Origin of the sequence: Plantactinospora solaniradicis, from assembly GCF_042658085.1 — a bacterium.
Taxonomy (GTDB): domain Bacteria; phylum Actinomycetota; class Actinomycetes; order Mycobacteriales; family Micromonosporaceae; genus Plantactinospora; species Plantactinospora solaniradicis.
In genome coordinates, this window is sequence record NZ_JBHSPR010000017.1 from 107,855 (window position 1) to 129,094 (window position 21,240).

The following is a 21,240-nucleotide window of genomic DNA, read 5'->3' on the forward strand; positions in this document are numbered from 1 at the left end:
GGCCGGGTCGGGGTGAGCAGAATCGCCAGCATCACGGCCTGACCACGTCGTGGTATGCGTCAAGTGCCTCGCGTATGGTGCCGTCCACCCGTAATCGTCCTCCGTCGAAGTAGAGTCCCCGGGTACAGAACCGGGTGAGATCGTTTTCATTGTGCGAGACCAGCATCACGGTCCGCCCCTCGGCGATCAGTCCGTCGATGGTCTCGTAACACTTCTTCCGGAAGTCGGCGTCGCCGACCGCCGTCACCTCGTCCATCAGCAGGATCGGATGCTGGAGTTGGGCAATCACCGAGAAGCCCAGCCGGACCTTCATCCCTGACGAGTAGTGCCGGACCGGAGTGTCGATGGCCTTCTCGATCTGCTCCCCGGCGAAGGCGATGATCTCGTCGAAGTGCCGCCGGAGGAAGCTCGGGCTCAGTCCGTGCAGCGAGCCGACCAGGTGGACGTTCTCCCGCCCGGTGAGGTCGTTGGAGAAGCCGGCCGAGAGTTCCAGCAGCGGTGCCACCGCACCGCGTACCCGGATCTCGCCCTCGTCGGGGATCAGCACCCCGGCGATCAGGCGCAGCAGCGTGCTCTTACCGGTGCCGTTGCGGCCGATGATGCCGACGGTGTCGCCCGAGGAGACGGCGAACGAGACGCCTCGCAGCGGCCAGAACACCCCGGCGGCGGGCTGCCGCCCACCCCGGTGGATGAACATCTCCCGCAGCCGCAGGTTGCGCCGCCGGTTCCGGACGAATCGGATACCCAGGTTGTCCGCCTCGATCATCGCCCCGCCCACTAGAGCTCCTTGAGTACGGCGGGTTCGAGCCGGCGGAACACCCACCAGCCGGCAAGCAGGACGAGCAGGCTGCCACCGGCGGCCACCCCGAGCAGCCGCGCGTCGGGAAACTCGTCCGGGTACCAGACCGCGTGGTGGAGCTGGAAGATCCCGACCAGCGGATTGAGCTCGTACACGATCTTGACCCAGTCGGGCATCGAGGATTCCCGTACCAGGGTCAGCGGATAGATGATCGGGGTGGCGTAGAAGAGGACCCGGGTGACCAGCCGCATCAGCCGTTCGATGTCCCGCATCAGCACGTTGAGCGAGGAGAGCAGCAGCGCGATGCCGATCAGCAGGGTCGCCTGGATCAGCACCGCGAGCGGGAGGGCGAGCAGCGAAACACCAAGATCGATCTTGCCGAGCGAGGCGTACACGATCGCGACGGCGGCCAGGATCGGCAGCCCGGCGACGTACTCGGCGAACCGGCCGGCGACCCTGCCGATCGGGAACACCTCGCGCGGCAGGTTCATCGTGGTGATCAGGCGGGCCTGCCCGGTGAGCGCGTTGGTGGCCTCGCCGATCGCCGAACTGGTCCACATCCAGGCGAAGATGCCGGTGATCAGGAACAGCGGGTACGAGTCGGCGGCGTCGCCGAGGTGCCGGTTGGTGGCCGACTTGTAGAGCAGTCCGAAGACGAAGAAGTAGATCGCGCCCATGCCGAGCGGCTCGATCAGCGACCAGAGGTAGCCCAGCACCGACTGCTGGTACTTCACGGCCAGGTCCCGCCGGACGAGCAGCCGGAGCGTGTTGCGGTGCGACCACACCGCCACCACGCCAGACGTCACAGCCGCCTCCCGCTCGTTCCGGTCGAGCCGCTCCGGCGCAGCCGCCGACGCGCAATAGGGTACCAGTCGGGAAAATCTCCAAAAAAGCGACTAACCGGACCCAGCGCCGGCTCCGGCTTCCGGCCGCGACCCACAACCCGACGACGGCCCAACGCTACCGGACGGCCGCCGACCCGCCATCCGCCAGACACCCGTCCGTCATCGATCATGAAGAGTCCGATGATCACGAAGAGTCCGCCCTGGCCAGGCACGGCCAGAGCGCGTCCAGGGCGGGCCGGGCGTTACGTGATCACGGGAGGAAGCCGGGTGGTGCGGGTCAGCATTCGATGACGTTGACGGCGAGACCGCCCCGGGCGGTCTCCTTGTACTTGACCTTCATGTCGGCGCCGGTCTCCCGCATCGTCTTGATCACCTTGTCCAGCGAAACCGCGTGCTCACCGTCGCCCCGCAGCGCCAGCCGGGTCGCCGTGATCGCCTTGATGCTGGCGACCGCGTTCCGCTCGATGCACGGGATCTGCACCAGCCCGCCGACCGGATCGCAGGTCAGGCCCAGGTTGTGCTCCATGCCGATCTCCGCCGCGTTCTCCACCTGGGCCGGCGTACCGCCCAGCGCCTCGGCCAGCCCGGCCGCCGCCATCGAGCAGGCGGAACCGACCTCGCCCTGGCAGCCCACCTCGGCACCGGAGATCGAGGCGTTCTCCTTGAACAGCACGCCGATCGCCGCCGCGGCGAGCAGGAACCGGACCACGCCGTCGTCCGACGCCGACGGCACGAACCGGGTGTAGTAGTGCAGCACCGCCGGAATGATCCCGGCCGCGCCGTTGGTCGGCGCGGTGACCACCCGGCCGCCGGCCGCGTTCTCCTCGTTGACCGCGAGCGCGAACAGCGTCACCCAGTCCATCACCCGGAGCGGGTCGGTGGCTCCCGGATCCGCCTCCAGGCCGCGTCGCAGCTCGGCCGCCCGGCGCCGGACCCGCAGCCCGCCCGGCAGCGTCCCGTCCCGCAGGCTGCCCCGGTCGACGCACTCCCGCATCACCCGCCAGATCTCCAGCAGGCCGGTACGGATCTCCGCCTCGCTCCGCCAGGACCGCTCGTTCGCAAGCATGATCCCGCTGATCGACAGCCCGGTCTCCGCGGTGAGAGCCAGCAGCTCGGCGCCGGTCGAGAACGGATACCGCACCCGGGTGGTGTCCGGCTTGATCCGGTCCGCGCCGGTCGCGGTCTCGTCCACCACGAACCCGCCGCCCACGGAGTAGTAGGTCCGGCTCCGCACGGGTTCACCCGCCGGGTCGTACGCGGTGAAGGTCATCCCGTTGGGATGGAACGGCAGCGACCGGCGGCGGTGCAGCACGAGATCGCGGTCGAGGTCGAAGTCGACGGCGTGCGCCCCCAGTACGGCCAGCCGGCCCGCCGCCCGGATCCCGGCCACCGTCTCGGCGACCCGGTCCGGGTCGACCGTCTCCGGCGCCTCGCCCAGCAACCCGAGCAGTACGGCCGGTCCACTTCCGTGTCCGTGCCCGGTCGCGCCGAGCGAGCCGAAGAGTTCGGCGTGCACCCGGGCGGTGCCGGCGAGCAGGCCATCGGCCTTGAGCCCGGCGGCGAACGTCCGGGCGGCGCGCATCGGACCGACGGTGTGTGAACTTGACGGACCGATTCCCACCGTGAACAGGTCGAAAGCGCTGATCATCGATATCCCTTCCGAGCCGGCGTCGTTGCCGGCTGTCGGCCCGGCGACTCCGCCGGTTCCCCCCAGCATCGCCTCTGAGCTGCCGATCGGCGAGCCTACCCGGAGTCGACGGGCAGGAATCCGGGGTGGCCCGCCCGGGTACCTACCTACGGGTACCGCATGTCCGGATCCACCTCCGGACCGAGGGCGCGCAGGCGTGGCGCTCCTACCGTTGAAAACAGCCGCCGTGGAACCCGATGTGGTGGAGTTCCGGCGCCGAGTGAGGAGACGACGATGAGTCGCAAGCTGACCCGCCCCCGGGACAACCGAATGATCGCCGGTGTCTGCGCCGGTCTGGCCCGCCGCTTCGGCATGTCCGCCGGGATGATGCGGTTGCTCTTCGTGCTGTCCGTTCTGCTGCCCGGCCCGCAGGTGGTCATCTACCTGGCGCTCTGGATCATCATGCCGTCGGAGTCCTCGCCGGTCGCCGAGTACCGGCACTGACCGAACATCGCCGAGTACCGGCACTGACCGAACGGAGTGCCGTCCAGGCCGGGGCCGGCCTGGACGGCGCCGCAGGACCTCGTCGGTTGTTACGGCTGGGTGTAGGTGACGGTCACCTTCTCGTAGCCGAGCGAGCGGAGCAGCCCCTCCAGCATCTTGCGGGTGTTCTCCTGGGCCCGCTCGGTCAGCCCGCTGCTCTTGGCCGAGTCCGCGATCTTCTGCTCGGCCTTCAGGTAGACCTCGCGCTGCCGGTTGGGGTCGCTGCCGAAGACCTCGCCGAGATGGTTGAGCACACCGCGCTTCTCGGCGAAGACGTAACTCCGCTCCAGGTCCAGATTGATCTCCCCGAGCTGTGGCGCCGGGAGCTTGATCTCCACCGACTTCCGGTCCGCCGACTCGACCACGGCCCCTTCGGCGATCTTTCCGAAGTCGACGTAGGAGTCGACGGTGCCCGCGCCGACGAACAGGGTGCGCTCACCGAGCAGGAACTCCGGAACGTACTTCCGGTTCTTCTCCAGGTCGACGACGACCTCGAAGTTGCCCTCCGCGGCGACGTACCGGCTGAGGTCCTGGATCGACTTCAACAGCGGCGGCTGGCTGCGGTCGGTCTCCTCCTTGGCGAAGGGGTTGCGCAGGTCGGGCAGGAGCCCGCTGACCTGCACGCCGAGCACCAGCACGACCGCCAGGCCGATGATCCCGGCCAGCAGGACCAGGCCCCGGCCCCGACCCCGGTTGCCGCCGCCGGTCGGCTCCGGCGCCGAGGCTTCCCGGTCGTCGTGCCGGTCGGCGTCGAACGGCTCCGTGCGCTCCGTCGTGCCACCCGCCCAGGGGTCGGCGGGGTCGGGTGTTGCCCGCCCCTTCGCGTAGCCGGGGTACTCACGAGTGGGCTGGTTGACATCGCCTTCTCGGGACATCCGCCCTCACCGTCCTTGTCTCCAGAAGTACCTGAATAGAACGGTACGGCCCGGGTACGACAGGCGCGAGTCGAGGCGTACCGGCCCGAAATGGACTCGTGTCCGCGCAGGTCAGCGAGGTGGTCCCGGGTACCGGCCGGGCTCGGGAGACCAGCCCGGACGACCCGCTCCCGGCGCCGGTTAGGCTTGCCCACGGCGGTACGCGACTGGCGGAAGGTGGAGCACCACCGGGAAGCGCGCCGCAGGCTCGACTCCGTCGCCGTACGCCTGGGTGCCGGGGCTCTTCCCACGTACCGGTGGAGGCCCCGTGACCAACCCCGACCCCGCACACACCGCCCGGCTGCTGCCCGGCGGCCCCGTCGCCGACGCGGTCTTCGCGGACGTGACCAGCCGGACCGCCGCGCTCCGCCGGGCCGGCGTCGTGCCGAGCCTGGCGACGATCCTGGTCGGCGACGACTCCGCCAGCGCCGGATACATCCGGATGAAGCAGCAGCGCGCCACCGAACTCGGCTTCGCCTCGCCGCACACCCACCTGGCCGGCACCGCCAGCCAGGTGGACCTGGTCCGGGCGATCACCGACTACAACGCCGACCCCCGGGTGCACGCCATCCTGGTCCAGCACCCGACGCCACCGCAGATCGACTACCCGGCGGCCATCTCGGCGATCGACCCGGACAAGGACGTCGACGGGCTGCACCCGGAGAACCTGGGCCGGCTCGCCACCGGGCAGCCCGGCCCGGTGCCGTGCACCCCCGCCGGCATCGAGGCGCTGCTCGCCTTCCACGAGATCCCGGTCGCCGGCCGCGACGTGGTGGTGCTCGGCCGGGGTACGACGCTCGGCCGTCCACTCTCGCTGCTGCTGAGCCAGAAGCGGCCCACCGCCGACGCGGCGGTGACCCTCGTGCACAGCGGCGTACCCGGCTGGGAGCGGCACACCCGGCGTGCCGACATCGTGGTCGCCGCCGTGGGCGTACCCGGAATCGTCCGGCCGGAACACCTGCGGCCCGGCACGGTCGCGATCGGCGGTGGGGTCCGGTACGCGGGCCGCCGGCTGCTGCCCGACCTCGACGAGACCTGCGCCGAGGTGGCCGGGGCGATCACGCCCCGGGTCGGCGGCGTCGGTCCGACCACGGTGGCGATGCTGTTCCGGAACGCCGTCGAACTCGCCGAACGGCTGACCGCCCGGTCAGCCTACTGACCGGGCGCCGGTGCAGGTCTGACCGGAAGGCCGACGGTGCACACCGGTGATGTGGCGGGCCACAGCCGATAGGTTCGATGCAGCGGATTGACGACGCTCGGCGTCTGGAGTCGACGACGCCCGGCGTCCGGCGTCCCGGAGGAGGACCTTGATGGCCCGTGCTGCGTTCGGCGACGCCGAGGAGTTCGCTCGGGCGCGGCTGGACGCGCTGCGGCGGTTCGCGTACCTGATCAGTGGTAGTGCCGCCGAGGCGGACGATCTGGCCCAGATCGCGGTGGTCGAGGTCTGGCAGCGGTGGCGCAAGGCCCGGGACAACCCCGAGGCGTACGCCCGGCAGGTCATCGTGACCCGCAACGTGAGCCGGTGGCGGCGGTCGCGCCGGGAGGTGCCGAGCGACGACGTGGACCACCGGCCCGACGATCCGGCCGGGGCCGTGGTGACCAACGGCGCGCTGTGGCAGGCGTTGCAGGAACTCGGCAAGCCCGAACGCACGGTCGTGGTGCTGCACGTGCTCTACCGGTACACGTTCAGCGAGATCGCGGCGATCTGTGGCGATCCACCGGGCACGGTTTCCAGCCGGTACGCGAGAGCCAGACGGGCCCTTCGGGCACATCTGGCGACCGCCCAGCCAGCGATTCGGAGCGTACGTGGCTGACAAGATCAGGTCTGTGGACGATCGGATGCTCGCCGAGGAGGTCGGCGCCACCCTCGCGGAGGCGCAGGCCGCGCTGCCACCGGCCGCCCCCGGTGCCATCACGACCATCCGCGAGCGCTACCGGCGGAGACGGCAGCGCGGCCGGCTCGCCAGCGCGGCGGTCGCGATCCTGGTCCTGACGGTGACCCTGACCGGGGCGCAACTGACCCGTGGCCGGGGACTGTCGCCGGCGCCACCGGCGGACAGCGGCACGGCGACGATCCGGGTGTGGGCCATCACGCCACCGAGCCAGGACTCGGCCCTGCGGCAACTGGTCGACCGGTACAACAGGTCGGCCGAGGTCCACGTCGAACTTCTCACCTTCGCCAACGACGACTACAAGGAGAAGCTGCGTACCTCGGTCGACTCGCCGGACGCCCCGGACGTCTTCGTCACCTGGGGCGGCGCCGCCCTCGCCCGACTCGCCCGCGACGGTCGGCTGGCCGACCTGACCGGGCCGCCGACCTCCGCCGGCAGGTTCCTGCCCAGTGCCCTGGCCGGCGGCATGGTCGACGGCCGGCAGTACGGACTGCCGATGAGCGGAACGCATCCGACCGTGCTCTTCTACAACAAGGACGTCTTCGCCCGGTCCGGGCTGACTCCGCCGCGCAGCTACGCCGAACTGCTATCCCTGGTGGACGCGTTCAAGGCCGACGGGATCACCCCGTTGGCGCTGGGCGGTGCCCAGGGATGGGCCGAGCTGATGTACGTGATGTACCTGGCCGAACGGATCGGCGGCCCCGGCACCACGGCCGACATCGTGCTCGGCAGACCGGGCGCCTGGTCGAAGCCCGCGGTGTCACAGGCGTTGCGGGATGCGCAGGACCTCGCGAAGCGGGGCGCGTTCGGCGACGACTTCTCCTCGCTCGGCTACGACGACGGCAGCGCACCTCGCCTGCTCGCCACCGGTCGGGCCGCGATGCAACTGATGGGGACCTGGGAGTACCCCACCCAACTCGCCCGGAACCCGGACTTCGTCCTCGGCGACGGGCTGGGCTGGGTGCCGTTCCCGGCCGTTGCCGGCGGGGCCGGGAACCCGGCGGACCTGGTCGGGATTCCGGCCAAGTACTTCTCGGTCACCGCCGGCAGCCGACACCGGCAGACCGCGATCGAGTTCGTCCAGGACGTCGCGGGCGACGCCTATCTCGACGATCTGGTCGCCGAGGGCGAGGTGCCCCCGGTCACCGACGCCGCCGACCGGCTGCGGGGTACGGACCACGCCGGATTCGCCACCTCGGTACACGAGTTGGTGGCGAAGGCCCCCTCGTACAGCCTGGCCTGGGATCAGGCGCTGGATCCGGCCACCGCGACGAGGTTGAACGCCAACCTGCAACGGCTGTTCAGATCGGAACTCACCCCGGAACAGTTCGCGGCGGCGATGACCGGCGACTAACAGGCTGTCGATGGACCATATAGCACCATCGACGCCGTTCGAGAAGGTTACGACCCCCTCCGAGAGATGTCGGATCTCCGACAGCGCGCCGTGCAGCAAAACGGTGCCCGGCTCGCGTTCCGGGGGAGATCCACGCGCACCCGTCCCCCCGTGCGTGACAAGGCCGGTCCCTCCGGCGACTGACTACGAACCACACCCGTGGAGGTTTCGAACGGATGAGAAAGCTTCGGATCGTTCTCGTCGGCGTACTGGCCGCCGGCTCCCTTTACTCGATCGGACCATCGACCGCCACCGCCGCGCCGACGAAGGTGACCGGCGGGACCGCCACAAAGGTGGCGACCGGCGGCAGCGTCGCCCACGTACCCCCGGCCCAGTCCACGGACCTGCCGCTGCGGACCCTGGCCAGGAAGCATGGCCTGGGCATCGGCACCGCGGTCGACATGGCCGCCCTGGAGGCCGACCCCCAGTACCGCTCCCTCGTTGCCCGGGAGTTCTCCGCGGTGACCGCCGAGAACGTGATGAAGTGGGAGTCGCTGGAGCCGACCCGAGGTGAATACAACTGGGGCCCGGCCGACGAGCTGGTCGACTTCGCCCGGCGCAACGGCCAGAAGGTGCACGGTCACACCCTGCTCTGGCACAGCCAGGCGCCCGCCTGGCTCAACGAGGGTGTCGCCGACGGCTCGATCAGCCCGGCCGAGCTGCGCACCATCGTCCGAGACCACATCACCACGGTGGTGAAGCACTTCCGGGGCAAGATCCGGGCCTGGGACGTGGTCAACGAGGCGTTCACCGACGGCGACAACCCGGTGCTGCGCGACACGATCTTCCGGCAGCACCTCGGCCCGAACTACATCGCCGACGCCCTGCGCTGGGCGCACGCGGCCGACCCGAACGCCAAGCTCTTCCTCAACGACTACGCGATCGACAACATCAACCCGAAGAGCACCGCCTACTACGAGTTGGCCAAGCAGCTGCTCAAGCAGCGGGCCCCGCTGCACGGCATGGGCTTCCAGGGCCACCTGGACCTCCAGTACCCGCTGCCGATCGACGCGCCGGAGAACCTGCGCCGGTTCGACAAGCTCGGCCTGCAGACGGCGTTCACCGAGGTGGACGTCCGGTTCGACCTGCCGGTCGACAACTGGAAGACGGCCGGACAGGTGGGTAGCTTCAACACCCTCCTGCAGGCGTGCCTGCTCACCCCGCGCTGCGTGATGTTCACCGTGTGGGGCTTCAGCGACAAGTACTCCTGGGTTCCCGGCTTCTTCGAGGGCCAGGGCTCGGCCACCCCGATGGACGAGAACTTCCAGCCCAAGCCGGCGTACCGGGGCCTGCAGCAGGTGCTCGCCGTCGCCTCGGATCCGAACAGCAGGCGCGGCTTCTGAGAAAGGGTCGGGAGCGGGCACCCGGCGATGCCCGTCCCCGACCACCAGCGGCCCGCCGTCGAGCCCCACCTGCTCGATGGCGGGCCGCACCCGTGTCACAAGCGTTAAAAAGGGGCCCTTCTTCTACAGAAAACGATAAGAAGGGGCCCTTCCTTCTCACTCGGGCTTGGCGGCGTCGGCATCGCCGCCCCGGCCGAGCAGGACCGCCGAGATGAGCTGGCGGAGGGCGACGATCACGGCGGCGCTGGCAAGATCGATCCAGCTCTGCGCGGCGGCGAGCCGGATCAGGCCGGCGGCGGTCAGCAGGTCGAGCAGCAGCCGGATCGCCGTCCGCCATGAGCCGGTCGTGAGCAGTGTCACGGCCGCGGATCCCAGTGCCAGTGCGGTGAGCAGGGTGCCCAGGGGTTTCATTGACGAGCCGCCGGGTCTCCGGGCTGTCGATCGGCCGCCGGGGAGTCGGGCTGTCGATCGGCCGCCGGGGAGTCGAGTTGGCGCTGTTCCGAACGGAGTTCCCGACCGAGGAAGTAGTTGAGCGCGGTCCGGATCGCGGCGATCGCGGCCAGCCGGCCGAGTTGCCCGAAGCTCGGCGACACGGCGGTACGCAGAATGTCCGCGGCGAGCTGGAACTCCAGCCCCAGCGTGAGGAACCGACCCAGCGACAGCCGGATCGGGGTGAACACGGCGGCGGAGCGGCGCCGGATCCCGGTCAGCACGAACCGGGCGGCCGTCCAGACCGCACCGATGAAGATCACCGCCGCACCCACCGCCTCGACGATGGTGACCAGTATCTGGACGACGCGGCCCAGCCACTCCTCGGGCAACGGGGCCCGGCCTACCTCGACCAGCGGGTCTGCGGCCGAGTCAACCGCTCGCCGTCGACGATCAGGTCGGTCCGCTCGTTGAAGAAGCACACCATCCCGGCGATGGGCTGCAACACGTGGCTGGGGAAGTCGTACGCCCAGGCGACGTCCTCGTGCGTGGCGCCGTCGGTCCGGACCGACCAGTAGTTGCTGGTCCTCCCCTTGTACGGGCAGGCCGTGATGGTGTCGGTGGAGATCAGCCGGCCGAGGTCCACCTCGGTACGGTTGAGGTAGTAGCGGACCGGCACGCCGGTCTCGAACACCAGCACGGGTGACGAGGTCTCGGCCAGGACCATACCGTCGAGTTCGACCCGTACGTGCCGGGTCGAGCGCAACGCCTCCACCCGGGTGTACGGATCCCGGGGATGGACGAAGACCTCCTCGTCCTCCTCGAACCAGGCGTCGAGGGCGTCCCACTCGAAGCGCACCATGTCCGGCAGTCCCTCGACGGACTTCTCGGTGTGCACCCGGACGACGCCCGGCCGGTAGGTGTCGCCGACCCGGAGACCGTACTGGCGGGCCGTTCCCCGGCTGTACTCCTGGACGTCGTGCTCGTCGACCAGCATCTCCTGGTTCACGTCCGTGAACGGGATGTAGTAGTGCGGATAGTGCGGCCACTCCCAGACGTACCGGGCGTCCGTGGTGTCCAGCACCCACTGGCCGTTGAGGATGGCGCGGATCCGGCGGGCCGCCGGCTCGACGTGGTCGATCGGAACGATCGTGCGTGGATAGTCGGTCACGGAGTTCTCCTGTCGCGATCAGGCGCCTTGCCGGACTCGATCGCGGTGACCTGCCCGATCCCGGAATCCGAACCGGTGATCAGCGCCGTCCTGCCGGAGAGGCGTCCGGTCATCAGGGTTCTCCTTCGGTCAGTGCCGCCTCGGGCGCGTCGGTGAGTTCCCACGCGGCGACGACGAGTCCGATGTGGGAGAACGCCTGCGGAAAGTTGCCGAGGTGCTCACCGGTGTCAGGATCGATCTGCTCGGCGAACAGCCCCAGGTCGTTCGCGGTAGCGGCGATCCGTTCGAACAGCGCGGCGGCCCGGTCCCGTTCGCCGGTCAGGACGAGACAGTGGACCAGCCAGAACGAGCAGAGCGTGAAGGCCGCCGGATCGGTGTCCCAACGCCGGAGCAGGCCATCGTGGGACAGCTGTTCCTCGATGAGCGCGATGGTGGCCCGCATCCGCTCGTCGGTGGCCGGTAGGAACCCGACGATCGGCATCAGCAGGACGCTGGCGTCGAGTTTGTCGGAGCCGAAGGCGCCGGTGTAGGCGCCGACCCCGGCGTTCCAGCCGTCCCGCAGGATCGTCTCCCGGGCCTCGTCGCGGGCCGCCGCCCAGCGGGCCAGGTCCGCGGCGTCCCCTAGCCGGTCACCGAACCGTATCGCCCGGTCCAGGGCGGTCCAGCAGAGGACCTTGGACGACAGGTAGTGCCGGTCGGCATCCCGCGACTCCCACATCCCGGCGTCCGGATCCCGCCAACTCGTTGCCGCCTGGTCGGCGAGTGCACGCAGCAGGTCGCGTATCTCCGGCGACATCGGGTCGAGGTAGTCCCGCAGCTGCCAGGCCGCGTCCATCACCTCACCGAGTACGTCGAGCTGGCGCTGCCGCCACGCCTCGTTCCCGACCCGGACCGGCGAGCTGTCCGCGTAGCCGCCCAGCGTCTCGATCCGTCGCTCGGTCAGGTCCCGCTCGCCCTCGACCCCGAACATGACGGGCACCGGCTCACCGTCGACCTGTCCGACCGCCGAGGCCACCCAGCCGAACAGCCGGTTCGCCTCGTCCGGGCAGGCCGCGACCCAGAGCGCCCGTAGCGTCAGGCTGAAGTCGCGCAGCCAGGCGTACCGGTAGTCGTAGTTGCGGTCCCCGCCGATCCGTTCCGGTAGCGAGGTCGTCGCCGCGGCGACGACCGCGCCGCTCGCCTGGTACGTGAGCCCCTGCAACACCAGGACGTTGTGCCGGACCAGCTCCGGATAGCGTCCCGGGTAGGTGTGCAGGTTCGCCCAGGACCGCCAGCCCTCGACGGTGTCGCCGAGCGGGTCCCGGTCGTCGAGCCCGGCCGGCGGCCCGTCGTGGTACGTCGGCCGGTGCGCGAGGACGAACGTCTTCCGCTCTCCCGGGCCGACCGTGAACCGGGCGGCCGCCTCGCCGTCGGAGCAGGTCAGTGGCACCGGTGCGGTCATCGTCAGGCTGGACGGCCCCGCCGTCGCGACGACTGTTCCGTCCTGCGGGACGAGGTAGGCGGTGCGGCGGCCGTACTCGAGCCGGGGGTAGTAGGACATCGTCATCGCCACCGTGCCCGATCCGCCCTCCACCACGCGGACCAGCACTCCCGGGGATCGCCGGCCGATCTCGTGTCCCCGCGAGCCGGGTTCCAGCACGAGTCCGTCGGTCACCGACGCCTCCCCGTACGCGGTGGTGAAGACCGTACGCAGCACGAGCGAGTCGGACAGGTATTCGCGCCGGACCTCGAAATCGTCGGTCGGCCGGATCCACCAGTGCCCGCCCCTGGAGTCCAGCAACCGGCAGAACACGGAGGGCGCGTCGAAGCGCTCCGGGCACCACCAGTCGATCGAGCCCTTCCGGTCGACCAACGCCGCGCTGCGCCCGTCGGCCAGCAGGCCGTAGTCGGCGATGGCGGCGTTTCCCACACGAGGGGCTACCCCTGGCCGGTGGATCTAATCCCAGCGTGCCGCCCGTGCCCACCGGATCCGGCTGGCCGGCGGCCGGCTTGACAACGAGAACTTAGGCCAGGCTAACCTAATTCTGGTCGAGGGGCCTGGCCGCTCGGCGCCGATCGGTCAGTCAACACTCGCTGCCCGAGCATCAGTCAACACTCGCCCGAGCATCAGTCAACACTCGCCCGAGCGTCAGCCAACGCTCGCCCGGGCGTCAGCCAACGCTCGCCCGGGCGTCAGTCGAGGAGCCCCACGCCATGCCCCAGCACCAGCACCTCACCCGCCGGAACCTGCTCGGCGCGGCCGGCGTACTCGGCCTCGGCGCCCTGCTCAGCGCGTGCGGACAGGACGACTCCGGCGCCCGCCCGGCCAACGACGGCGCCTGGAGCTTCACCGACGACCGCGGCCAGACGGCGTCCACGGCCAGCCGGCCGCGACGGGTCGTCGCGTTCGTCGGCACCGCCGCCGCGCTGTACGACTTCGGCGTCACCGACCAGCTCGTCGGCGTCTTCGGCCCGACCAGGCTGGCCGACGGCCGCCCCGACGTGCAGGCCGGCAACCTGGACGTCGGCAAGGTCGAGGTGATCGGCAACACCTGGGGCGAGTTCAACATCGAGAAGTACGTCTCGCTCAGGCCCGAGCTGCTGGTCACGCACGAGTACGAGAAGAACTCCCTCTGGTACGTGCCGGACGAGAGCAGGGACAGGATCACTCCGCTGGCGCCCACCGTCGCCCTGGTGGCCTCCCGGGCACCGCTGGACAGGGTGATCGACCGGCACGCCCAGCTCGCCGCCGCGCTCGGTGCCGACCTGGACAAGGCGTTGGTGACCGAGGCGAAGACCCGGTTCGAGAAGGCCGCAGAGGGCATCCGGCAGGCCGTCCTGGCCAACCCGGGCCTGAAGGTGCTCGCCTGCTCGGCCGCCGCCGACCTCTTCTACGCCTCGAACCCCGGCGTCAACGCGGACATCCTCTACTACAAGCAGCTCGGCCTCGACATCATCGTGCCGGACAAGGTGGACGGCCTCGGCTATTTCGAGAGCCTGAGCTGGGAGAACGCCGGCAAGTACCCGGCCGACATCCTGCTGCTGGACAACCGCAGCTCCACGCTGCAACCGAAGGACCTGACGGGCAAGCCGACCTGGGGTCAGTTGCCAGCGGTCAAGGCGAACCAGATCGTCGGCTGGAACAGCGAACCGCTCTTCTCGTACGCGGCCAGCGCCGCCGCGCTGGAGACGCTGGCCACCGCCGTCCGTTCCGCCAGGAAGGTCGTCTGACCGGCTGCCGTCGGCGATGCCGCTAGCCGCCGCTGGCCGCTAGCCGCCGAACGCGGCCAGGCCGGTCAACCGCTGCCCGATCACCAACTGGTGGATCTCCGAGGTGCCCTCGTACGTCAGCACGCTCTCCAGGTTGTTGGCGTGCCGCAGCACCGGATACTCGCCGCTGATGCCGTTGGCGCCCAGGATGGTCCGGCACTGCCGGGCGATGTCGATCGCCTCCCGGACGTTGTTCAGCTTGCCGACGCTGACCTGCTCCGGGCGCAACGTGCCCGCGTCGGCCAGCCGACCCAGGTGCAGGGCCAGCAGGTAGCCCTTCTGCAACTCGACCGCCATGTCGGCCAGTTTCGCCTGGGTGAGCTGGAAGCCGGCGATCGGCCGACCGAACTGCTCCCGGGTGATGGCGTAGTCGAGCGCGCTGTGCAGGCAGTCCCGGGCCGCGCCGAGCGCACCCCAGACGATGCCGTACCGCGCCTCGGTGAGACAGGAGAGCGGGGCCTTCAGACCGGTCGCCGTCGGCAACAGGGCGTCCGCCGGCAACCGGACCTCGTCGAGCACGATCTCCCCGGTGGAGGAGGCGCGCAGCGACATCTTGTGCCGGATCTCCCGCGCCGTCACCCCGGGCGTCCGCATGGGTACGACGAAGCCGCGTACGCCCTCGTCGGTTCGGGCCCAGATCACCGCGACATCGGCGACGGGAGCATTCGTGATCCACATCTTGCCGCCGCTGAGCACCCAGTCGGTGCCGTCCCTCCGGGCCCGGGTGGCCATCGAGGCCGGATCGGAGCCGTGGTCCGGCTCGGTCAACCCGAAGCAGCCGATCGTCTCTCCGGTCGCCATCGAGGGCAGCCAGTGCCGCTTCTGCTCCTCGGAGCCGTACCGCCAGATGGCGTACATGGCCAACGATCCCTGCACCGACACCAGCGACCGTACGCCCGAGTCGCCCGCCTCCAGTTCGAGGCAGGCCAGCCCGTACGCGACCGCCGAGGCACCGGCGCAGCCGTACCCGGTCAGATGCATGCCGAGCAGGCCGACCTTGCCGAACTCGACCGCCAGCTCCCGGACCGGGGCCTGGCCGACCTCGTACCAGCGGGCGATGTGCGGCCGTACCCGGGTCGTCACCAGCCCGGCCACGACGGAGCGGATCTGCCGATCCTCCTCCGTGAGCGAGCCGTCGAGGTCGAGCATGTCCAACGGCGCCGTCCGGTCCTGACCGGTTCGCGCGATCCGCTCGCTCCTGCCGGCACTTCGCTCGCTCATGACCGCCACCCTAACGGCTGATCATCGCGCGCCCGTCGGCTCAGGACGGCGGCAGCACCAGGACCCGGGCGTGGATCTGGTTTCGCTGTTGCAGGGCGGCGCGGAGCGCGCGATGCAGCCCGTCCTCCAGGTAGAGGCCGCCGCTCCACTGCACGACGTGCGGAAAGAGATCGCCGTAGAAGGTGGAGTCCTCGGCGAGCAGCTTGTCCAGCGCCAGTTCCCGCTTGGTGGTGATGAGCTGGTCGAGACGCAGCGGACGTGGCGGGATCTCTGCCCACTGCTTCAACGTGAGCCCGTGGTCCGGGTAGGGACGCCCGTCCCGAACCGCTTTGAAGATCACGACGGCACGCTCCCCTCCCCATGGCCGTGCTGGCCTGACCCCTTGCTTCGCTATCCCCGGCGGCCTGCCACCCCTGCAACCGCACCGTACCAATGACGCCCGTCAGCCTAGCGACCTCCGACGACCTCTTGGTTTGTCCGCGGATGTCAGTTTCGTTACTACCTTCGGAGGCAACCCGACTCCATTCCGGTCAGGATGTCAGCTCCATCGGCCCCGGTGCACGACCTGTTCGACCGGCCGACGACCGCGACGCAGTGACGGTGACCGATGGTCGGGTGCCGGATAGCCGATGGTGAGCGCCCCGATCGGCATGAACTCGGCCGGCACCCCGAACGCGTCACGGAACGAGCCGGTCCGCTCCGGCGGGATCCCGAAGAAGCAGGCGCCCAACCCCTCGTCCACCGCGGTCAGCAGCATCAGCAGAGCGGCGAACCCGCTGTCGACGTACCAGTACGGCACCGGCCAGCGGTTCTCGTCACGGTCGGTCCAGCCCTTGTCCGGCTCGGCGTACCGGTCCAGGTAAACCGACCGGTTGGCGTGCGGAATCACGATCAGCGGCGCCCGACGCATCCCGGTGAGCCAACGGCTCGCTCCGGCGGTCGCCGGGTCGGTGCGGCCGGCGGCCGGGCTGGCCGCCGCCCAGAACCGCTCCCGGTCCGCGGCCTCCTCCAGCACCAGAAAGCCCCAGCCCTGCGAGAAACCGGCGGACGGGGCCCGAACCGCATGGTCCAGCAGCCGGTCCACCAACTCCGCCGGGACCGGCCGGTCCGGATCGTAGTTGCGCACCATCCGCCGTCGCCGGACGACCGTCGAGAACTCCATCGTGTGCCTCCGGGCTCAGGCGCCGGGACGGATGCCCCAGGTGCCCTGCCAGGTCTGTCCCGGTTCGAGCACGATCACGTCCCGGCCGGAACGGAACGCGTCCGGCGGGCACGTCATCGGCTCCACCGCCACCGAACGCCGGTGCCGGTCACCGGTCAGGGTGTCCCCGGTGAACACCTGCCACCAGCCGAAGGACGGATCGGCCCAGATGCTCACCGCGGCGGTGGAATCCGGGCTGGCCAGCGTGACGGAGGATCCCCGCTCGTCGACGAAGGCGGGGTCCAGGTCCCCGAAGGCGAGGTCGAGGACGGCCGCCCCGATCCGGCGCGGCTCGGTGAAGTCGTACTCACCGCCGGTCACCTTCGCCGCCCCGATCGGCAACAACCGGCCGTCCAGCAGCAACCGGCTACGACCCGGCACCCGCAGCAGCAGGTCGTCCACGGCCACCCCGGGCAGTTGCAGGTACGGATGCACCGAGAAACCGAACGGACACTCCGCGCGGCCGACGTTGGTCACCCGGTGGTGTGCCCGTAGCCCGTCCGCACCGATCCGCCACTCGGTCTCCAGCACCAGCGGCCACGGATACCCGACCTGCGCGGGCAACTCGCACCGCACCACCACCGCGTCCGGCTGCTGGGAGACCAGTCGCCACGGCAGCCAGTTGACCAGACCGTGGATCGCGGTGTGCCGGTCGGGCTCCGTCAACGACAGTTGCAGCGCCTGCCCGGCGAAGGTGTACTGGCCGTCGCGGATCCGGTTCGGCCAGGGAGCCAGCACCTGGCCGGCGCTCCCGGCCGGAAGCTCGTCCTCCCCGTACCCGTCGACGTAGTCGACGCCATCCGCCCGGTACGCCCGAAGCCCTCCACCGACCTCGACCACCACGGCCTCCTGGCCACCGGCCGAGATCGTCCACTGTGCACCAGAGAGCGGCCGGGTCGCCGTCTTGACGTTGTCCATGCCGGGACCATAGCCGTTACCCGGACGCGCCGCCCGGCTGACCGGGCGCCGCGCCCGAACCGGCCCTGGCCACCGACCCCGTTCCGGTCGCCCCGGCCGGCTCCGTCGCGGAACCCGGGGCCGGTCCGGCCGGGTCCTTCGCGGAGGCCGGGGCCGGTCCGGCGTCCGGGCCGGAGCCCGGCTTCTCCTCCGGGCTCTCGTCCGGGTTCGGCGCCCGGTAGCGCAGCAGAGCCGGGAAGACGAGCACGAGCAGCACGGCGAGGACCGCCGCGGCCACGCCGCCGCCAACCCAGGCGAACCCGACCCCGAACGCGGCGGCGGTCATGCCGGCCCGCAGGTCACCCAGGCGGGGCCCACCCGCGACCACCATGATGTTCACGCCCTGCAACCGACCCCGCATCCGGTCCGGCGCGTAGACCTGCAACATCGACTGTCGGAAGACCGCGCTCACCAGGTCGGCCGCCCCGGCCAGGGCGAGCAGCCCGACCACCAGCCACAGTTGTCGGGCCAGGCCGGCGGCGGCGATCGCCAGCCCCCAGCCGACCACCGCGACCACCAGGGCCACGCCCTGCCGGCGGACCCGGCTCATCCAGCCCGAGGTGAGCCCGCCCAGCACCGATCCGATCGCGATCGCGCTGAACAGCCAGCCGACCGCCGCACCGCCACCGAACCGTTCCTCGGCCACCTCCGGAAAGAGCGTCCGGGGCATGGCCAGGACCATCGCGATGATGTCGACGGCGAAGGAGAGCAGCAGCACCGGCGTGGTGGCCAGATAACGGAACCCGTCGACCACGCTGGCCAGGCCGGCGCGGCGCGGAGCGCCGGTCCCGTCGTCCAGCGGCGGCATCGCGGGCAGCCGGTAGGTGGCCCACAGCGACACGGTGAAGAGCACCGCGTCCACCCCGTACGCCACCGGCAGCATCGCCTCGACCGATCCGACCGAGAAGACCAGACCCGCGGCGAGTGGCCCGAGCACCCCACCGGCGGTGGACGTGGTGTAGCCCAACGTGTTGGCGGCCGGCACCAGCGGGGTGGGTACCAGCCGGGCGATGATCGCCTGCCGGGCCGGTGAGCTGATCGCGAACGCGGTCGTCTGCACCGCGACCAGCCCCAGCAGCAGCACCGGGCTGCCGACCCGGAACACCGCCTGGAGCAGCAGCCCGAGGGTCGACATCCACATCAGGATGGAACTTGCCAGCAGCAGCCGGCGACGGTCGATCGCGTCCGCGACGGCGCCGCCCCAGAGGCCGAACACCACCAACGGAACGAACCCGGCGATGCCCAGCAGGCCGACCCAGAGCGACGCGTCGGTCAGCGCGAACATCTCCACCGGTACGGCGACGGCGGTGAGCTGGAAGCCGAACATCGAGACGCCGTTGCCGACCCACAGCCGCCGGTACGCCGGCACCCGCAGCGGGCGTACGTCCATCGCCCACCGCGCGAACCTCCCCCCGGAGGCGGCCGCGCTCGCGGCCGATCCGGAGCCCCCGGCCGACGCGGCGGAGTCCCTCCCGCCCGGCGCGGCGTCACCCTTGCCCGGGGCGGCGTCACGCCTGCCCGGCGGCCCGGCCGTCAGCCGGTCCGCGTCCTTGTCGCTACTGGTCAAGGCGCGAGCCGCTCAATGATCCAATCTTCCGCACCGGACCGACGGTAGCGCAGCCGATCGTGCAGCCTGCTGGCCCGTCCCTGCCAGAACTCGACCGTCTCCGGCACCACCCGCAGGCCACCCCAGTGCGGCGGCGCGGGCACCGGCACCCCGTCGGGGAACCGCTCGGCGACGACCTGGAACCGGGCATCGAGTGCCGCCCGGTCGGAAAGCACCTCCGACTGCGGACTGGCCCACGCGCCGAGCTGCGATCCCCGGGGCCTGGCGGCGAAGTACGCCTCGGTCTCCGCCCGGTCCACCGGGCCGATCGTGCCGCAGATCACCACCTGCCGCTGCATCGGAAACCAGGGGAGCAACAAACTGGCGTACGGGTTGGCCCGCGCCTCCGCGCCCTTGCGCGACTCGTAGTTGGTGTAGAAGACCAGCCCGCGCTCGTCGTACCCCTTCAGTAGGACCGTCCGGGTGCTGGGCCTGCCGTCGGCGTCGGCGGTGGCCACCACCATGGCGTTCGGTTCGGGCAACCCGGCGCCGACCGCGTCCAGGAACCAGCGGTGGAACTGGGTCCACCAGTCGGTCGCGAGGTCGGTCCGGGAGAGTCCTTCCACCGATTCGTACTCCCGGCGCAGCTCTGCCGGCGGCACTGTGTCCCGCATCACGTCACATCCTCATCCGTTCACAGAAAGCAGGCGGACCGGCATCGGAGCGGGTCGCTCCACCGGTGCTGGCGCCGCCCGCGGTCGCCCGACCAGCGCCGCCTGCGGCCCCGGCCCGGACGTGTCGCGTGTAGCACAACCGTGACCTCTCGCAAAGTTAGTTACCCACCAGGCAAGATGGCACGAATACATCCCTGAGTTCGCCAAGGGCTCTTGCCGGGCACGCCGGATGAGCACCGAGTGCACGGACAACCGATCCAGGAGCGCAGATGTCCGACTTCAAACCGGGGCTGGAAGGCGTGATCGCCTTCGAGACCGAAATCGCCGAGCCTGACAAGGAAGGAGGGTCGCTGCGCTATCGGGGGGTCGACATCGAGGATCTGATCGGCCAGGTCTCCTTCGGCAACGTCTGGGCGCTGCTCGTGGACGGCCGGTTCGGTCCCGGCCTACCGCCGGCCGAACCGTTCCCGGTGCCGGTGCACTCCGGCGACATCCGGGTCGACGTGCAGTCCGCGGTCGCGATGCTCGCCCCGTACTGGGGACTCTCCCAGTTGCTCGACATCTCCGACGAGCAGACCCGCGAGGACCTCGCCCGGGTCTCGGTCACCGCGCTGTCCTTCGTCGCGCAGTCGGCCCGTGGCCTCGGCCTGCCGGCCGTACCGCAGAAGGAGATCGACAAGGCGGAGACCATCGTCGAGCGGTTCATGAAGCGCTGGCGGGGGGAACCCGACCCCCGGCACGTCAAAGCCGTGGACGCGTACTTCATCTCGGCCGCCGAGCACGGCCTGAACGCCTCCACCTTCACCGCCCGGATCGTCGCCTCGACCGGTGCGGACGCCGCCGCCTGCATCTCCTCCGGCATCGGCGCCCTCTCCGGCCCGCTGCACGGCGGCGCACCGTCCCGGGTGCTGCACATGATCGAGGCGGTCGAGCGCAGTGGCGACGCCGAGGGCTACGTCAAGGGCGTACTGGACCGGGGCGAACGGCTGATGGGCTTCGGGCACCGGATCTACCGGGCCGAGGACCCGCGCGCCCGGGTGCTCCGGCGTACGGCCAAGGAACTCGGTGCTCCCCGCTTCGAGATCGCCGAGGCGCTGGAGAAGGCCGCCCTGGAGGAGCTGCACGCCCGCAAGCCCGACCGGGTACTCGCCACCAACGTCGAGTTCTGGTCCGCGGTGGTGCTCGACTTCGCCGAGGTACCGGCGCACATGTTCACCTCGATGTTCACCTGCGCCCGGATGGGTGGCTGGAGCGCGCACATCCTGGAGCAGAAGAAGCTGAAGCGACTGGTCCGGCCCGCCGCCCGCTACACCGGCCCCGCCCCCCGCAAGCCCGCCGAGGTCGAGGGCTGGGACGCCGTCCCGCACGACGTCTGAGAGCCGTAAGGAAGGGCCCCTTCTTATCGTTTTCGGTAGAAGAAGGGGCCCTTCTTAACG

Annotated in this window: 20 protein-coding genes, 2 pseudogenes and 1 riboswitch; of the genes and pseudogenes, 7 read left to right on the plus strand and 15 right to left on the minus strand. The window is 70.5% G+C overall.

The features are described 5' to 3' along the window. Nucleotides 1-31: 31 nt before the first annotated feature. The 3 genes from ACFP2T_RS20160 to ACFP2T_RS20170 form a co-directional block, all read right to left on the minus strand. On the minus strand, nt 32-766 hold the full coding sequence (locus ACFP2T_RS20160; protein WP_377424503.1) for an ABC transporter ATP-binding protein: 735 nt from the start codon (nt 764-766) through the stop codon (nt 32-34). Nucleotides 767-777: 11 nt separating this feature from the next. Next, nucleotides 778-1,605 carry an ABC transporter permease gene (locus ACFP2T_RS20165; protein ID WP_377424089.1) on the minus strand — a complete coding sequence of 276 codons (828 nt, stop codon included), beginning with the start codon at nt 1,603-1,605 and terminating at the stop codon, nt 778-780. A 316-nt stretch (nt 1,606-1,921) separates the two neighbouring features. Continuing rightward, the gene (locus ACFP2T_RS20170; RefSeq protein WP_377424090.1) at nt 1,922-3,292 is read right to left on the minus strand and encodes an L-serine ammonia-lyase; all 1,371 of its coding nucleotides are present in this window, start codon (nt 3,290-3,292) and stop codon (nt 1,922-1,924) included. Between the two features lie 273 nt (nt 3,293-3,565). Here ACFP2T_RS20170 and ACFP2T_RS20175 point away from each other — a divergent pair, with 273 nt between their 5' ends. Beyond that, nucleotides 3,566-3,775 carry a PspC domain-containing protein gene (locus ACFP2T_RS20175; RefSeq protein WP_377424092.1) on the plus strand — a complete coding sequence of 70 codons (210 nt, stop codon included), beginning with the start codon at nt 3,566-3,568 and terminating at the stop codon, nt 3,773-3,775. Nucleotides 3,776-3,864: 89 nt separating this feature from the next. Here the strand turns inward: ACFP2T_RS20175 and ACFP2T_RS20180 are convergent, their stop codons facing one another. Further along, nucleotides 3,865-4,689: a DUF4230 domain-containing protein gene (locus ACFP2T_RS20180; RefSeq protein WP_377424095.1), complete on the minus strand. Its 825-nt coding sequence runs from the start codon at nt 4,687-4,689 to the stop codon at nt 3,865-3,867. 192 nt (nt 4,690-4,881) lie between these two features. Next, nucleotides 4,882-4,969, plus strand: a riboswitch (ZMP/ZTP riboswitch). A gap of 27 nt (nt 4,970-4,996) precedes the next feature. On the opposite strand from ACFP2T_RS20180, the gene ACFP2T_RS20185 reads away from it, so the two are divergent. The 4 genes from ACFP2T_RS20185 to ACFP2T_RS20200 all read left to right on the plus strand — a co-directional run bounded on the left by ACFP2T_RS20185 (nt 4,997) and on the right by ACFP2T_RS20200 (nt 9,356). Next, on the plus strand, nt 4,997-5,887 hold the full coding sequence (locus tag ACFP2T_RS20185) for a bifunctional 5,10-methylenetetrahydrofolate dehydrogenase/5,10-methenyltetrahydrofolate cyclohydrolase (protein WP_377424098.1): 891 nt from the start codon (nt 4,997-4,999) through the stop codon (nt 5,885-5,887). Nucleotides 5,888-6,038: 151 nt separating this feature from the next. Then, the gene (locus ACFP2T_RS20190; RefSeq protein WP_377424100.1) at nt 6,039-6,542 is read left to right on the plus strand and encodes a sigma-70 family RNA polymerase sigma factor; all 504 of its coding nucleotides are present in this window, start codon (nt 6,039-6,041) and stop codon (nt 6,540-6,542) included. After that, entirely contained in the window at nt 6,535-7,974 is a 1,440-nt protein-coding gene (locus ACFP2T_RS20195) for an ABC transporter substrate-binding protein (RefSeq protein WP_377424102.1), read from the plus strand. Before ACFP2T_RS20190 ends, ACFP2T_RS20195 begins: the two co-directional genes overlap by 8 nt. Before the next feature lie 215 nt (nt 7,975-8,189). Further along, complete coding sequence (locus ACFP2T_RS20200; RefSeq protein WP_377424103.1) at nt 8,190-9,356, plus strand: endo-1,4-beta-xylanase; 1,167 nt, start codon at nt 8,190-8,192, stop codon at nt 9,354-9,356. A 156-nt stretch (nt 9,357-9,512) separates the two neighbouring features. Here the strand turns inward: ACFP2T_RS20200 and ACFP2T_RS20205 are convergent, their stop codons facing one another. The 5 genes and pseudogenes from ACFP2T_RS20205 to ACFP2T_RS20225 form a co-directional block, all read right to left on the minus strand. Then, nucleotides 9,513-9,767 (minus strand): hypothetical protein, encoded by a 255-nt coding sequence (locus tag ACFP2T_RS20205; RefSeq protein ID WP_377424106.1) that lies wholly within the window; start codon nt 9,765-9,767, stop codon nt 9,513-9,515. Continuing rightward, the gene (locus ACFP2T_RS20210) at nt 9,764-10,177 is read right to left on the minus strand and encodes a DUF1622 domain-containing protein (RefSeq protein ID WP_377424108.1); all 414 of its coding nucleotides are present in this window, start codon (nt 10,175-10,177) and stop codon (nt 9,764-9,766) included. The genes ACFP2T_RS20205 and ACFP2T_RS20210 overlap by 4 nt, the downstream gene beginning before the upstream one ends. A gap of 11 nt (nt 10,178-10,188) precedes the next feature. Next, nucleotides 10,189-10,956: a DUF427 domain-containing protein gene (locus tag ACFP2T_RS20215; protein ID WP_377424109.1), complete on the minus strand. Its 768-nt coding sequence runs from the start codon at nt 10,954-10,956 to the stop codon at nt 10,189-10,191. Nucleotides 10,957-10,991: 35 nt separating this feature from the next. Then, a pseudogene (locus tag ACFP2T_RS20220) lies at nt 10,992-11,069 on the minus strand (short-chain dehydrogenase); the annotation flags it as partial. Next, nucleotides 11,069-12,865 (minus strand): glycoside hydrolase family 15 protein, encoded by a 1,797-nt coding sequence (locus tag ACFP2T_RS20225; protein ID WP_377424111.1) that lies wholly within the window; start codon nt 12,863-12,865, stop codon nt 11,069-11,071. The pseudogene ACFP2T_RS20220 and the gene ACFP2T_RS20225, both read right to left, overlap by 1 nt. 284 nt (nt 12,866-13,149) lie before the next feature. On the opposite strand from ACFP2T_RS20225, the gene ACFP2T_RS20230 reads away from it, so the two are divergent. Next, nucleotides 13,150-14,166: an ABC transporter substrate-binding protein gene (locus ACFP2T_RS20230; RefSeq protein WP_377424114.1), complete on the plus strand. Its 1,017-nt coding sequence runs from the start codon at nt 13,150-13,152 to the stop codon at nt 14,164-14,166. Between the two features lie 39 nt (nt 14,167-14,205). On the opposite strand, the gene ACFP2T_RS20235 is transcribed toward ACFP2T_RS20230, so the two are convergent. The 6 genes and pseudogenes from ACFP2T_RS20235 to pdxH all read right to left on the minus strand — a co-directional run bounded on the left by ACFP2T_RS20235 (nt 14,206) and on the right by pdxH (nt 19,804). Then, nucleotides 14,206-15,354 (minus strand): acyl-CoA dehydrogenase family protein, encoded by a 1,149-nt coding sequence (locus tag ACFP2T_RS20235; protein ID WP_377424505.1) that lies wholly within the window; start codon nt 15,352-15,354, stop codon nt 14,206-14,208. Nucleotides 15,355-15,466: 112 nt separating this feature from the next. Then, on the minus strand, nt 15,467-15,766 hold the full coding sequence (locus ACFP2T_RS20240) for a type II toxin-antitoxin system VapB family antitoxin (protein ID WP_192765641.1): 300 nt from the start codon (nt 15,764-15,766) through the stop codon (nt 15,467-15,469). 198 nt (nt 15,767-15,964) lie between these two features. Continuing rightward, nucleotides 15,965-16,588: a nitroreductase family protein gene (locus ACFP2T_RS20245; RefSeq protein WP_377424118.1), complete on the minus strand. Its 624-nt coding sequence runs from the start codon at nt 16,586-16,588 to the stop codon at nt 15,965-15,967. Nucleotides 16,589-16,603: 15 nt separating this feature from the next. Then, entirely contained in the window at nt 16,604-17,545 is a 942-nt protein-coding gene (locus ACFP2T_RS20250) for an aldose 1-epimerase family protein (RefSeq protein ID WP_377424120.1), read from the minus strand. Between the two features lie 193 nt (nt 17,546-17,738). Next, nucleotides 17,739-18,974: pseudogene (locus tag ACFP2T_RS20255) on the minus strand (MFS transporter); the annotation flags it as partial. 173 nt (nt 18,975-19,147) lie between these two features. Then, on the minus strand, nt 19,148-19,804 hold the full coding sequence (gene pdxH / locus ACFP2T_RS20260) for a pyridoxamine 5'-phosphate oxidase (RefSeq protein ID WP_377424122.1): 657 nt from the start codon (nt 19,802-19,804) through the stop codon (nt 19,148-19,150). A 269-nt stretch (nt 19,805-20,073) separates the two neighbouring features. Here pdxH and ACFP2T_RS20265 point away from each other — a divergent pair, with 269 nt between their 5' ends. Beyond that, a complete protein-coding gene (locus ACFP2T_RS20265; protein WP_377424125.1) occupies nt 20,074-21,180 on the plus strand; it encodes a citrate synthase 2 in 1,107 nt (368 codons plus the stop codon). Nucleotides 21,181-21,240: the final 60 nt, after the last annotated feature.

What these genes read in the sequence shown, in the direction of transcription:
- ACFP2T_RS20160 (WP_377424503.1), bottom strand. Translation starts at nt 766, where the DNA reads ATGATCGAGGCGGACAACCTGGGTATCCGATTCGTCCGGAACCGGCGG.
- ACFP2T_RS20170 (WP_377424090.1), bottom strand. Translation starts at nt 3,292, where the DNA reads ATGATCAGCGCTTTCGACCTGTTCACGGTGGGAATCGGTCCGTCAAGT.
- ACFP2T_RS20175 (WP_377424092.1), top strand. Translation starts at nt 3,566, where the DNA reads ATGAGTCGCAAGCTGACCCGCCCCCGGGACAACCGAATGATCGCCGGT.
- ACFP2T_RS20180 (WP_377424095.1), bottom strand. Translation starts at nt 4,689, where the DNA reads ATGTCCCGAGAAGGCGATGTCAACCAGCCCACTCGTGAGTACCCCGGC.
- ACFP2T_RS20190 (WP_377424100.1), top strand. Translation starts at nt 6,039, where the DNA reads ATGGCCCGTGCTGCGTTCGGCGACGCCGAGGAGTTCGCTCGGGCGCGG.
- ACFP2T_RS20200 (WP_377424103.1), top strand. Translation starts at nt 8,190, where the DNA reads ATGAGAAAGCTTCGGATCGTTCTCGTCGGCGTACTGGCCGCCGGCTCC.
- ACFP2T_RS20205 (WP_377424106.1), bottom strand. Translation starts at nt 9,767, where the DNA reads ATGAAACCCCTGGGCACCCTGCTCACCGCACTGGCACTGGGATCCGCG.
- ACFP2T_RS20230 (WP_377424114.1), top strand. Translation starts at nt 13,150, where the DNA reads ATGCCCCAGCACCAGCACCTCACCCGCCGGAACCTGCTCGGCGCGGCC.
- ACFP2T_RS20235 (WP_377424505.1), bottom strand. Translation starts at nt 15,354, where the DNA reads ATGCTCGACCTCGACGGCTCGCTCACGGAGGAGGATCGGCAGATCCGC.
- ACFP2T_RS20245 (WP_377424118.1), bottom strand. Translation starts at nt 16,588, where the DNA reads ATGGAGTTCTCGACGGTCGTCCGGCGACGGCGGATGGTGCGCAACTAC.
- ACFP2T_RS20250 (WP_377424120.1), bottom strand. Translation starts at nt 17,545, where the DNA reads ATGGACAACGTCAAGACGGCGACCCGGCCGCTCTCTGGTGCACAGTGG.
- pdxH (WP_377424122.1), bottom strand. Translation starts at nt 19,804, where the DNA reads ATGCGGGACACAGTGCCGCCGGCAGAGCTGCGCCGGGAGTACGAATCG.
- ACFP2T_RS20265 (WP_377424125.1), top strand. Translation starts at nt 20,074, where the DNA reads ATGTCCGACTTCAAACCGGGGCTGGAAGGCGTGATCGCCTTCGAGACC.